Source organism: Fimbriimonadaceae bacterium (genome assembly GCA_019454125.1).
Lineage (GTDB): Bacteria > Armatimonadota > Fimbriimonadia > Fimbriimonadales > Fimbriimonadaceae > JALHNM01.
In genome coordinates this window covers 2,202,324-2,214,642 of the sequence record CP075365.1, presented here as the reverse complement: position 1 = coordinate 2,214,642, position 12,319 = coordinate 2,202,324, and the positions used below count along the sequence as shown (strand labels likewise).

The window sequence follows — 12,319 nt, the reverse complement described above, 5'->3', positions numbered from 1 at the left end:
GTGACCCCTTACGAGCCGTCGCGCTTGACGACGAACTTCTTTTTGGTCTTGTCGAAGCCTTGCTCGACCTTTTTGTGGTCGTAGTGCCAGACCGGCGAGCCAGATCGCTGGTAGAAGCAGACATAGCTGGAGAGGAGCGAGGCGAGCAGCCGCCGCGACGTGCGTCGGACGACGTTGACCTCCCACAGGGTGGTGAGGAAGTCCGCGCCCTTCGGCCAGTGGGTCATGACTTCGCGGAGGATGTCGAAGGTGGACATCTCATCGGCGCGGTGCGCGATCTCGCGCAGCTCGTCCATGCGCTGGCTGCTGATGTAGACGACGGGGTCCGTCTGGTCGAGCCACGCGAACTCGAGGACGTTGGGCTTGTGGGTCTTGGTGAGCGTGAAGACCGCGCCGCTTTCCACGGGCTGGTCGAGCCACCAATCGAACAGGCCGAAGATGAGCCGCGCGTCGTTGTTCAGCCAAGTCTGAAGTTCGCGCCCCTGCCCGTCGATCAGGATGATCTCCTGGATCGCCGGTTGTCGGTCGAACCAGGTCGTGGGGAACTGGGCGAGCGGGAAGGTGCCGAGCTCGCGGTGGATGGGCTTGAGCACGAGCCGCATCGACTCCGGCATGTTCTTCGGCTCGGGCACCTCGTCCTCGTCGTTCACGTCCGTGGCGAGCGGGTGGGCGATGAGCTTGCGAAGGGAGGTGCTGAGGCCCTCGTCCGTGAGTTCGACGTCGACCGGGTCTCCGTCTTCTTGCAGGTACGGCGTCTGGACGAACTGGAACGGCTCGGGCATCTCGTAGATGAACTCCGGCGCGCTCCCCGGCGCGCGGAAGCGGTCGCCGCCGACCCACCAGACTCGCGGATCCGCCTTGAGGGCGGCCATCACGTTTTGCATGTCGTCTGGGAAGGTCTTGACGGTCGGGGTGATCTCGAAGAACTGCTCGAGCAGGCGGGTAGCGGTGACGGTGTCCTCGCTGGTCGCCACGGCCTTCACAAGGTTTTCGATGTCGGCCTTCTTAAGCTCGATCGGGGCCGCGTCCTCGAATTCGATCGCGGGCGTGACCTTGTCGGCGAGCTTGACGGCGGCGCTGAGCCACTGCTTCGTCATGGACTCGGGGCAGATCTTGCCCTCGCTGCTATAGACAAAGCCGGGGACGCTGAGGAGCTCGGCGTTAAACGAGCGCCAGTCGTACATCAGGAAGGTGTCGGACCCCTGGGGACTGAGGGCGAGCCACGCGGCCGCCCCGAGCGCCTTGGCCCCGACCGGGGAGACTTTATCGAGGGCGCGGAGGATCGCGTCGGTCTGCATCCAGTCGAACTTGCCCAAGGCGTTCTGGACCTCGGCGACTTCTTCCTCGGTGACGCCGTTCAGCTGGAACGCGCGCTCCGGGCTCTCGTCGTTGGCGACGAAGACGAAGCTGTTCAGCGCGATGCGGTCGTCAAGGGTGATGAAGAGGCTTTCGTCCGTGCGCACCATGCGGCGGATGGCGTCGGCCATCGCCAGGGGGTCTTCATGGCGGACGCGCGCCACTTCGACCGCGAGCAGGTCGATGGACATGGGACCGCCGAACCGGTCGACGGTCGTCCGGACGAACTCGTGGACAGGGCGTCCGATCGAGGCGACGCGGGCGGCCGGGATCCAGCGGCGCTCTGCATAGGCAAAGCGGGACGGATTGGAGGCGAGCAGGGAGCGGACGGCGGCAAGGCCAAGGCCCTGCGATTGCAGCCGGTCCGAGACCTCGCTCGGCTTCACGACTTCGTTCAGCTCGGTCAGCGTGGATAAAATAAGTCTGTCGGCGTAGTCGCGCGCGACGAGTTCTTCGGGCTTGAGTTCGGTCTTACGTGCCAATAGCGCCTCTTGAGAAAAGGGGGAAGTAACCATTGATTCTGGCCCGATCGCGCTTTCTGCCTATGGGGCCTGCTTGGGCCAAGAGTTCGCTCGAACCTAGTGGCGGCCAGACAACCTGGTTTTCCACCCGTAAATTTTCCGAATTTCAGGAAAAGGGGCCTGTAAACGGTGCAAAGCGCCACTCAAGTTGGTATAACAGGTTCGTCAGTGGTGTGCGGGCGGTTAGTCCGCGCCCATGATCCCGTTAGATTCGGAAGGTACAACAAAATGAAGCGAACTCTGCTTTCCCTGTCGTTCGTCGTCGCTGCTATCAGCGCGAACGCTCAGTTGCTCAACACTTATAACGCCATGGACCAGATCACCCCGGGTGGCGCGAGCCTCTCGACGATCGGTGACTTCGGCGTCATCCAGGTCTTCGGGGACTTCCCTGAATTCAGCAGCACCTCGATCGACGACTTCAACGCGTCCGCCGGTAACTCGGTCAACACGGTCGCCGTCGCTTTCGAGATCAGCGACCCGTCGATGCAAATCAACGACTTCGACTGGACGATCAACCTTTACAGCAGCGTCGCTGCCGCCGCCGGCAACTTGACCGGTGACGTCTCGAGCGTCTCTATGAAGGCTTCGAGCACGACTCGCATCACCGGCGTCGGTGGCACCACGAACCCGACCTACGTCGCTGAGTTCACCGGTCTCAACCTCGCCACCGGCGGTCGCGCCAACCTCTGGCTCGGCGCCGTCGTCAACCGCGAGTTCGGTGCGGGCGGCCAGGTCTTCATCCTCGGCAACTCGGGCGGTATCCCGGGCGGCAACAACGGCTGGGGCATCAACCCGGGCAACGGTTTCGGTTCGGGCACCTCGCTCCAGACCGCGAACAACTACAGCTACGCTGTCAACGTTGTTCCGGAGCCGGCCACCATGCTCGCTCTCGGCGCTGGCCTCGCTGCCATCGCTGCTCGCCGCCGCAAGTAATCGTCAAAAAGCCTAAGAGCTTTTAGTCTTCTACTGCAAATTGCCCGTCGGGTTCGCATGACCGACGGGCAACTTTCGTTTGACCCGCCTCCATTTCGGTTGACTCCCGATTTTCTTGCCGCCTCACCCTCGAACCCGTGGGTGAGAACAAATTGTCGAACAAGAAACATCGTGACCAATCGAAGACACTAGAGGTTCTTCGCCGGGCGGCTGAGGTGGGGCCGGGCCTTCGCGGCAAACGGCTGAGCGCGAGCCCTGGAGAGAAGGACCGCCTGCGCCGATCCCTCGCCGAGGCCGGGCTACAGGCTCCTGCCTATTTGGAAGCCCGTACCGCGTGGGTCGACCGCGAAGCTCTGCTGTTCCGCGCCGGGGACTATCCGGACAAAGGCTTGACGGTGACCGACGCGCACCTGCGCAACCTTGCCGAGACCTTCGACCTTCCCGTCCCCATCTTGATCGAGCATTCTCGGTCGCCCCTGGAACTGGGATTTCTGACGGACGTCCGCGCGGACGGCGACACCCTGCACGGGACGGTGGCCCTCAGCCGCGAAGCCAGCGACCTCATCGACCGGTCGGGCGCGCACGGCCTTTCCCTGGGCCTTTCCAGCGACCTTTGCGAGATCCGCGAAGTGAGCTTAGTGCGCGAACCTCGGGTGGAGGGCGCCCGACTCTTCACGCGCGGCCCCGTGTTCTCGGGCGAGCTTGCTTCGCCGGGGCCGGGTTGGATCTGGTCCCGGATCGCCGAGCTTGAGGGCGAGGGGCGGATCGTCCCGGCCCAGCGGCCCTTCCTCACCGCGTTGCTCGAGTGCACCAAGACGGTCACGTTCGACGGCGCCTCCGTGCCCGTCGCCCACCTCGCGGTGCGGCTCCTGGAATCCGCGCCGAAGTCGGCGCTCTTCGCAGAGACCGCACCTGCGACCGCGCCGGGCAGCACGCCCGAATTGGAGCCCGACGAGGCCGACTTTTACACACGCCACTTTCCTGGACTAGACCTTGAAAAGATCGCTCGAAACCGTCGCGGTAGGCGATAACACTTTCCCCAAGAACAAGCAGTTATGGCTCTCAGCAAAGCATTCGAAACTTACGAGCGACCGGGCTTGGTCGTCTCCTACAAGATGAGCAACGTTAAGATCTACAAAGGCGCTAACGTTGGGGTGAACACTCTCGGCTATGCCATTCCCATGTCGCATGCCACTGCCAGCCTCAAGTTCGTCGGCGTCGCCAATGAGACGGTCGACAACACGGGTGGCGCGGCGGGCGACAAAGTGGTGAACGTGACCAAGTCCGGCTCGTTTGTCTTCAAGGCGGCGAGCGGCTTCAACCCGGCCCAAGCGGACGTTGGCAAGGAGGTCTACGCGCTCACGGACTGGGAGGTCCAATCCTCGACGTCCGGCCTCACGAACCAGTACAAGGTGGGGACGGTGGTATCGATCGAGTCCACTTCGACCGGCGTCGCGGGCGTCCGCGTGAGGATCGACAACTATTCGGTCTAGCCTATCGATTAAATCAGCCAGACACCTCCGAATCCTTAACCAGAACCTTCAATGGCTTTAACCAAATCCGACGTACCAAACCTTTTGCTACCCGGGCTCAAGACCGAGTTCGAGCAAGCTTATCGTAGTAAAGTCGAGGACAGTATCGCGAACCAGATCGCGACTGTCGTCAGCACGACCCTCCCGGTCCAGAAGTACGCCTGGCTGGGCGCGACTCCGCCCATGCGTGAGTTCCTTGACGAGCGCCGCCCGCAGGGGATGGGCGAGTTCAGCGTCACGATCGAGGACAAGGTTTTCGAATCGACAATCGCGGTGGACCGCCGCGCGATCGAGGACGACCAACTCGACCTCATTCGTCTGCGCGTCCGGGAACTCGCGAACCGGGTGGGCATGCACCGGCACCAGATCGTAGTCCAGGCGTTGCTGAACGGCGCGACCGGCACGGGCTACGACGGCGCCACTTTCTTCAGCGCCACCCACCCCGGTTATTCGGGCGCGACCTACAGCAACACGACGAACAGCGCCCTCAGCGCGGCCACGCTCGCAACCGCGATGTCGTCCATGATGACGTTGCCGGACGACAGTGGGACTCCGCTCGGCATCGTGCCGGACACGCTCTTGGTCGGGCCGAAGCTGATGTGGGACGCGATCGAACTGATCGAGAGCCAAGTCGTCGTCTATAAGGCGACGGGCGCGGCGGGCACCTCGCCGACCCCGTACCTGAACGCCTTCAGCGGCCGCCTCAAGCTGATCGTCTCGCCTTACGTCTCTGGCACGGGTGCGGACGCCTGGTTCCTCATGGACACCTCGCGGCCGATCAAGGGCATCCTGCTGCAGCAGCGGTCGGACGTGCCGGTCGAGTTCACCGCCTTGGAATCGACCACGGGCAGCGAGAGCGCGTTCATGCAGGACCGCTACTACTATGGCGTCCGCGCCCGCTACAACGTGGGCTACGGCCTTTGGCAGGCGGTGTATGGTGGCAAGCTTAGCTGAGCTGCTCGGGGCCGTCGGCCTCGGGGGCCTTCTCGGCGTGGCCCTCGCGCTCTATGGCGCGGGCAAGAAGCTTGCCGACGAAATCTCCGAAGCCACCGCCTCGATCGACCTGGCCCTCCGCGACCCGCGAAAAGTCGACCTCGCGGCCGTCTTGAAGGAGCTTCGCGATGTCGAGCGAGAGTTCCGGACCTTCTCGGGCCTCCTGAAGCGGCTCGTCAGCCGCTGACCCCAACCGTCCCTCTCTGGCCCGCGCCCCCGGCAGCGGGCCGAGGGAGGGCGGGAACCACCACGCATGGAACACTGGCACGAACTCTTTGTCGTCCTCGGCGCCTTTGTCGCCTCGTCGTTCGCGGTCGTGCGACTTGCGCTCGGGCAGCAGCGCGCGGTCTCCGACCGCTTCATGGCCTATCTTGAAGCGGAAACGGTCCGCCAGTCGGTCGCCATGGAGAATCTGCGCCAGGCGGTCGAGCGGCTGAGCGACGGCGTACGCGAGAACACGCTCCTCACCCGGCAGCTCGCGGAGTGGCTACAGGTGAGCACGCCGATCGGGCGGGGGACGAACTGATGGCGCTGACGGTCACTCGCGCCAAAGTCAAGGAAAAGGCCGCGCTGACGACGACGACTTACGACGCGACCATCGACGGCATGATCACGGAGATGCTTCCCGCGATCGAATACGCGATCGAGCAGCGTCACGTGGACGACACCGGCAACGGGCGGCTGCAAGCGACGTTGAACCTGGCCGCGACCGAGCTCATCGCGGGCGAGCTGACCGCCCAGATCGCTCGCGAGCCGGGCGCCTCTGACAGCTTCTACTTCGGTTGGTTCCAGCTGACGGCGGCGCCCAAGCGTCTCAGCGACCCGTTTGGGTTGAAGGCCCAAGGCGCGGCCAGGCTCTATCCTTACGCGAAGTCTCCGCAGGAGATCGAGGGGCTGACGGGCGTTTACTCGGGCGGTTCGCGGCAGTCGGAGGAGGCTTGAGGAACCTCCGCTTGCGCGTGGGGCACTTCATCGCCACCTATGGCGAGGCGTTCACCGTCTTTGGGGTTGCGCACACGGGCCTTTTCAGCACCGCGACGAGCAGCCAAGCGCGCAACTACGCGAGCAACGGGGAGCTCGACCTTCCTCCGTACGTGATCTGCATGGTGCCGCATACGGACACGACCGCCGAAGGCGACCCCGTCGTTTGGAACGGGCGGACTTTCAACACCTCGCGCGTGATCGAGACGCGCTATCAGGGGAGCGTGATCGCTAAGCTCCTCTTCTTCGGGCTTACTTTTGCGGAGCCGAGCCCATCGGACTCCTCTTAGAGGCCCCGCTATAGTGGCCGAGGTCGACCGTGACGGCCGCAAGCGAGAGCGCCATGATCAGCATGAAGCCGACCGTGTGCAGCGTGTTTTGCACGCGGAGGCTTAGGCGCCGCCCCCCGCGGAAGACCTCCACGAACGCGACCAGCATCTGTCCGCCGTCCATCGGCGGGATCGGGAGCAGGTTCAGCACGCCGAGCGAAATGCTCAAAAGGCCGCTCAGGAGGACAATGGCATGGAAGCCGACCTTCTTCGCAACCGAGGTCTGCTCGGCGATGGTCCCCGGCCCGCCGATGGAGTCCTTCGCGGTGGAGGGGTTCTGCACGATGCCCGCGAGCGACCCGACAAGCTCGAGCGGATAGACCGCCGCCTTGCCGAAGGCTTCGCCGATCGGGACGGTCCTCAGCTCGATCGATGGGGAGACGAGTAGCTTGGCATAGATCCGCTTATCCTTGGAAAGCTCCATGTCGGGCGTGAGGTAGGGAAGGGGCTCCGGGTTCACGGTGGGCGTGACCGTCACCGAGAACGTCTCACCCTCGCGCTGCAGCACGAGCTCGGTCGCGATCCCGCTGTACCCCGATTCAGTCTCCTTGAACCGGCCCCGGATGGCTTCGACCAAGTCGTAGAACTTCGTCACCGGCTTTCCATCCACGCTCAGGACGCGGTCGCCTGCTTTCAGGCCCGCTTTGCCGGCGGGGCCGTCAGACGTGACCGCGCCCAGGACGGGGGCCTCGCCAAACCTCTCCTCTCCGCGAACGGCGAAGAGCCCGGCGAGGAGCACAATGCCGAAAAGGATGCTGAAGGCGGGGCCGGCGAAGAGCACGGCGAGCCGTGGCCACGGCCCCTTGCTGTAAAATCCTTGGGCGACCCCTACCTCGCTGCCGTCCTCTTTCGGGTGCATTCCCTTGATCGCGGCGAAGCCTCCCAAGGGCAGGAGGAGCAGGGAGTACTCGGTTCCTTTGCGGTCCCTGGTTGCGGCTACGGGGCGAAACTGGACGTCCACCGTCCGGTACCCGGTCTCGCTTTCCCCTGCATCGCCAGCGGTCACCGGGACTTCGATTTGTCCAAGTCCCTGCGGAGAATCTTCTACTTTATTGCGAAGAGGGGCGTAATAGACGAGGCCGACCGCGACCAGCGAGGCGATGCCCAGCAACCCGACGACCTGGGGCGGCTGCATGCCCCGCATGCCCGTGCCGATCAAGATGATGAGCGCGGCCGCCACCCAAGACATGACGAGGGTGCGGAGGCTCGACCAGGCGGGCAGATGGTAGAGGGCTTCGATGCGCGTCGCGACCCAGACCGGCAGGACGATGCCCAGCAGGGCAAGGCCCGCGGTGAGCAGGACGACCTGCTTTAGCACGAGCCCGGCCAGCGCGACGCCCAAGAAGGCGAGCCCGACCGCCCAAACCTGGGACGCGGGCACGAGCGGCTTCCTGAGATAGGACCGCAGGTCGGTCTTGCGGACGCCGCCCATCATGACCGCGAACGCCTCCACATGCATCCCAAAGGCGCGCGCAACCAAGAAGTGGCCCAGCTCGTGGACGGCGACGAGCGCCGTGATCATCAGCAGGAAGACGACGGCGGTTCCCGTCCAATCAAGGATTTGCCCGGCAGGGTCCATGAAGTTCTATTCCAGACGCAGGATTTGGCGGGTCGTTCCACGGGCCCAATCATCGGCCTCCTGGACGGCCTCGAACGAGACGTCGCTCGGCCGGTGCTCCTCCGTCACCTGGCTTACAGTATCGGCGATTTGCAGGAAGCCGCACCGGCCCTGGAGGAAGGCGTTCGCCGCAACCTCGTTGGCCGCGTTGAACGCGCTCGGCGTCGTCCCGCCCTTTTCGACCGCCTTGCGGGCGATCTGGAGCGCCGGGAACGTGGCGTGGTCGACAGCCTCAAACGTGAGCGGGGAAGACTCGAGCGGGTTCCACGGACGAAGGTCGCTAGCCGGCCTTTCCGGCGCGAGCAGGGCGTATTGGATGGGGAGCCGCATGTCGGGCCAGCCCAGCTGGGCCAGGTAGCTCCCGTCCGTGAACTCGACGAAGGAGTGGACGATGCTCTGGGGGTGGACGACTGCGTCGACGCGGTCGATCGGCGTGTCGAAGAGCCAACGCGCCTCGATGGTCTCGAGCGCCTTGTTCATGAGGGTCGCCGAATCGACCGTGATCTTGCCCCCCATTTTCCAGGTCGGGTGGTCCAGCGCTTGCTGGACGGTGACCTGTTCCAGGTCGTGCCGAGTCCGGCCCCGGAAGGGGCCCCCGCTCGCGGTCAAGACGATCTTGGAGACCTGTTCGGGCGTATAGCCTTGCAAGCACTGGTAGACGGCGCTGTGCTCCGAATCGATCGGGGTCATACGCACGCCGTGCGTTCGCACCAGTGGCATGACCACTTCACCCGCCGCCACCAAGATCTCCTTGCTGGCCAGGGCGATGTCCTTCCCGGCCCTGATCGCGGCGAGGGTGGGGACAAGGCCGATGACGCCCGCGACCGCCACCACCACCAGGTCGACCTCCGGGGCTGTCACGAGGTCGACGACCGCCCCCATCCCGCCCGGAACCTCGTGCTGTGCGGCCAAAGCCTCATCCATGAGGGCGACCTTCGGAATTCCGAACTGGTCCGCCTGTGCCTTCAACTCACCCGCGCTCCGGTAAGCAGAAGCACCGACCACCCTTAGCCGGTTGGGGTGGCGTCGAACCACATCGAGGGTTTGGGTGCCGATGCTTCCGGTGGAGCCGAGGATGACGAGGGACCGCACGAGGGCCCTCTTCTACCCGACCCCGTCTAAAAAAGCGGTGAAGAAGGGCTACTGGCCGACCATCATTTCAGAACGTATGGCCGAAGCAATGTGGATGAGCAAATCGTGGCAGGGCGATGAATTCGACCGTCTTGCCGAATCATTTAGGACCGCAGAGAGCCTCCCCGACATGCCTTCCTCCGCATTGAACCTCTGCGAGGCCATTGACGGAGGGAGCGCCGGGGCGGGCGAACTCGAACGAATCATCTTGGGCGATCCGGCCATCACCGCCGGCGTTCTGAGGGCGGCCAACAGCGCCCTCTATGGGGGCGGGTCCCGACAGACCTCGACCGTAAAGGGGGCGATCATGATGCTCGGCCAGAAGGCCGTCCGGAGCGTCGCCGTCTCCGTCTGGGTCCAGTCGTTCATCCACAAGGCCAAGGGCTCGCCGCGCTTTTCCCCGAAGAAGTTCGCCGAATACTCGATGTTCGTCGGCTTCCTCGCCAAGTTCCTCCTGTCCGTCGCGACCAAGACGAACGGCGCCCGCTCTTCCTGGTCCCCCGACGAGCTGTTCGCAGCCGGCGTCTTGAACAAGCTCGGCCTCGGTCTTCTGGCCTCGATCGTTCCGGGCCTTTACGACGCGGCATACGACCGCGCCAAGGCGTCGAACACGGACCTCAGCGAAGGTTTCAACCTGGTCACCGGCCGGTACATCTCGGAACTCAGCGTGGCTGCGGCCATGGGCTGGAAGCTCCCAGACCTCTTTATCGAAGCTCTGAGGGGCGCGGACGACCCGCTCGCGGCCGAGAAGGAGCAGGCGGCCCTCTGTTGCCTGCGCTATGCGGACTATCTGACCTGCACGAACGGCTTTTCTCTGGTCGATTGGCCCGTCGAGGCCACAATCGACGAGAAGATCATCCAGACGGTCGGCCTGCCCGAAACAGAGGTCGCCCAGGTCCTGGAACTGGTCGACCGGCACACGAAGGAATACATCAAGGCTGCCTAACGGCGGTCCGCGGGTCTTAACCGCCAGTGGCATAATGGCCGGGCATGGGCAGCCCGGTCGCCTCTGACGAACGCTTTGTCCTAGATCCGGCCTTGGTGGAGGGGCTGGTCAACGACTTCGGAACCCCCCTGTACGTCCTGGACGGCGACCATCTGCGGGCTAGGGCCCGGCGACAGGTGGCAGCTTGGCCGCACGGCGAGGTCGCCTACGCGAGCAAAGCGAACTCCTGCCTGGCGGTGCTCCGCACCGTCCACTCGGAGGGATGCGCCATCGACGTCGCCAGTGAGGGCGAGCTTCGCGCCGCTCTGGCCGCGGGCGTGCCCGCTTCGGCCTGCCGATTCCACGGCAACGCGAAGTCTTCGGAAGAGATCGACTTTGCGCTCGAGGTCGGAGTCGGCAAGGCGATCGTCGATGGCGACGAGGAACTGGCTGCCTGGGCGGACCGCCGGGCCCGGTTGCCGATCCTCTTGCGGCTGGCCCCCGGCGTAGACCCGGTGACCCACGCGAAAATTTCCACCGGCCAGGCGGATACCAAGTTCGGCTTCCCGTTGGACCGCGCCTTGGACGCCACCCAGCGCGCCCTCGACCTGGGCCTGAACCTGGTCGGCTACCACTGCCATGTCGGCAGCCAGTTGCTGGAGCCAGGGGCGCAGATCGATGGGGCGTTGGCGGTGGTCCGCACCGCCCTCTCGGCCAAGGACCGCCTTGGCTTTGGCGCCTCACACCTCAACCTGGGGGGCGGGCTCGGCGTGCGTTACATGCCCCAGGACGAGCCGCTCACGGTCGAAGAGTATTCGAGCCGCTTGGCTGAGGCCGTCTTTAGGGAGCTCGACGGCAGGATCGCGCCGAAGCTCGACATGGAGCCCGGCCGGGCAATGGTCGCGGAGTCGGGCGTCACGCTTTACCGGGTGGCCGCGGTGAAGGAAGCGGCCTCCGGCCGGGTCTTCGTCAGCGTGGACGGGGGGATGAGCGACAACCCAAGGCCTGGGCTCTACGGGGCCCGTTACGAACTCCGGTGGCCCCTGGCGCGTACGTCAGAAATGCGCACGGTGACCGTCAGCGGCAAGCACTGCGAGTCGGACACGCTCTTCGCCGACGTCCCCGCTCCGAGGGACGTCCGCAAGGGCGACTTTGTCCAAGTTCTCTGCACCGGCGCCTACAACTCTTCGATGGCGAGCAACTACAACCGGTACCCGCGCCCCGCGACCGTCCTAATGGTCAAAGGCCGCCCCGAACTGGTCCAGCTCCGTGAGACTTGGGACCAGGTGCTCTCGCGCGAGCGGTTGCCGGAGGGACTCTAAAGGAATGCCGCCGCCTGAACTGATCGCAGCCGTCCTCATCGTGATCTTCCTGGGGATCGGTCTTCACGAGTACGCCCACGCGAAGCTGGCGGACCTGGCCGGAGACCCGACTCCGGCCTTCTATGGCCGCGTCAGCCTGAACCTTTTCCGCCACTTTGACCCGCTCGGGAGCTTGATGATCCTCTTCACCGCGTTCACGGGCTTTGGCATCGGCTGGGGACGCCCCGTGCCAATGAACCCGCAGCAGATGCGGAACCCGCGGTGGGACCACTTCGTGGCCGTCCTCGGCGGGCCGGTCTCCAACTTGATCCAGGCCGCGCTCTATGCGATCGTGATGCGGCTGACAATGCTGACGGGCACCTATGAACAGCTGCCGACTTTCGTGCACCTGTTGCTCTATTTCGGGGTGAGCCTCAACCTCACGCTCTGTTTCTTCAACCTGATCCCGCTCGGACCTCTTGACGGGATGTGGCTGGTGGGGACGTTCATGAACGACAAATCCCGGCTCCAATGGACGCGGTGGAACCTCACGTTCGGCCAGTTCGTGTTCCTTGGCGCGGTCTTGCTCAGCCAGCTTTCGCCTGGCCCCGGCATCATTGGCCTGGTGATTCGACCTCCGATGGTCCTTCTCTTCCGGTTCCTGACGGGAGTACCGTTCCCGTTCTGACCGAAGGGTAC

General features: G+C 64.5%; 14 protein-coding genes. 11 read left to right on the top strand and 3 right to left on the bottom strand.

The features are described 5' to 3' along the window. Nucleotides 1-8 precede the first annotated feature (8 nt). Nucleotides 9-1,838: a hypothetical protein gene (locus KF733_10830; GenBank protein ID QYK55496.1), complete on the bottom strand. Its 1,830-nt coding sequence runs from the start codon at nt 1,836-1,838 to the stop codon at nt 9-11. Nucleotides 1,839-2,105: 267 nt separating this feature from the next. On the opposite strand from KF733_10830, the gene KF733_10825 reads away from it, so the two are divergent. From KF733_10825 to KF733_10790, 8 genes are all read left to right on the top strand, one after another. Then, entirely contained in the window at nt 2,106-2,810 is a 705-nt protein-coding gene (locus KF733_10825) for a PEP-CTERM sorting domain-containing protein (protein ID QYK55495.1), read from the top strand. A 137-nt stretch (nt 2,811-2,947) separates the two neighbouring features. After that, nucleotides 2,948-3,841 carry a hypothetical protein gene (locus KF733_10820; protein ID QYK55494.1) on the top strand — a complete coding sequence of 298 codons (894 nt, stop codon included), beginning with the start codon at nt 2,948-2,950 and terminating at the stop codon, nt 3,839-3,841. A 24-nt stretch (nt 3,842-3,865) separates the two neighbouring features. Continuing rightward, a complete protein-coding gene (locus KF733_10815) occupies nt 3,866-4,303 on the top strand; it encodes a hypothetical protein (GenBank protein QYK55493.1) in 438 nt (145 codons plus the stop codon). Nucleotides 4,304-4,354: 51 nt separating this feature from the next. Next, complete coding sequence (locus KF733_10810) at nt 4,355-5,296, top strand: Mu-like prophage major head subunit gpT family protein (protein QYK55492.1); 942 nt, start codon at nt 4,355-4,357, stop codon at nt 5,294-5,296. Continuing rightward, nucleotides 5,280-5,522, top strand: coding sequence for a hypothetical protein (locus tag KF733_10805; protein ID QYK55491.1), 243 nt, complete (start codon nt 5,280-5,282; stop codon nt 5,520-5,522). Before KF733_10810 ends, KF733_10805 begins: the two co-directional genes overlap by 17 nt. Before the next feature lie 66 nt (nt 5,523-5,588). Continuing rightward, nucleotides 5,589-5,861: a hypothetical protein gene (locus KF733_10800; protein QYK55490.1), complete on the top strand. Its 273-nt coding sequence runs from the start codon at nt 5,589-5,591 to the stop codon at nt 5,859-5,861. Next, nucleotides 5,819-6,277 carry a hypothetical protein gene (locus tag KF733_10795; protein ID QYK55489.1) on the top strand — a complete coding sequence of 153 codons (459 nt, stop codon included), beginning with the start codon at nt 5,819-5,821 and terminating at the stop codon, nt 6,275-6,277. Before KF733_10800 ends, KF733_10795 begins: the two co-directional genes overlap by 43 nt. Then, a complete protein-coding gene (locus KF733_10790) occupies nt 6,274-6,606 on the top strand; it encodes a hypothetical protein (GenBank protein QYK55488.1) in 333 nt (110 codons plus the stop codon). Before KF733_10795 ends, KF733_10790 begins: the two co-directional genes overlap by 4 nt. Here the strand turns inward: KF733_10790 and KF733_10785 are convergent. Then, a complete protein-coding gene (locus KF733_10785) occupies nt 6,569-8,224 on the bottom strand; it encodes a site-2 protease family protein (GenBank protein QYK55487.1) in 1,656 nt (551 codons plus the stop codon). The genes KF733_10790 and KF733_10785 overlap by 38 nt on opposite strands. A gap of 6 nt (nt 8,225-8,230) precedes the next feature. Further along, on the bottom strand, nt 8,231-9,355 hold the full coding sequence (gene dxr / locus KF733_10780; GenBank protein QYK55486.1) for a 1-deoxy-D-xylulose-5-phosphate reductoisomerase: 1,125 nt from the start codon (nt 9,353-9,355) through the stop codon (nt 8,231-8,233). Nucleotides 9,356-9,431: 76 nt separating this feature from the next. Here dxr and KF733_10775 point away from each other — a divergent pair, with 76 nt between their 5' ends. Genes KF733_10775 through KF733_10765 form a run of 3 tightly spaced genes read left to right on the top strand, consistent with a single transcriptional unit; the run spans nt 9,432 to nt 12,308 of the window. Next, nucleotides 9,432-10,340 carry an HDOD domain-containing protein gene (locus KF733_10775; GenBank protein ID QYK55485.1) on the top strand — a complete coding sequence of 303 codons (909 nt, stop codon included), beginning with the start codon at nt 9,432-9,434 and terminating at the stop codon, nt 10,338-10,340. Nucleotides 10,341-10,384: 44 nt separating this feature from the next. Next, nucleotides 10,385-11,641, top strand: coding sequence for a diaminopimelate decarboxylase (gene lysA, locus KF733_10770; GenBank protein QYK55484.1), 1,257 nt, complete (start codon nt 10,385-10,387; stop codon nt 11,639-11,641). A gap of 4 nt (nt 11,642-11,645) precedes the next feature. Further along, nucleotides 11,646-12,308 (top strand): site-2 protease family protein, encoded by a 663-nt coding sequence (locus tag KF733_10765; GenBank protein QYK55483.1) that lies wholly within the window; start codon nt 11,646-11,648, stop codon nt 12,306-12,308. Nucleotides 12,309-12,319 lie beyond the last annotated feature (11 nt).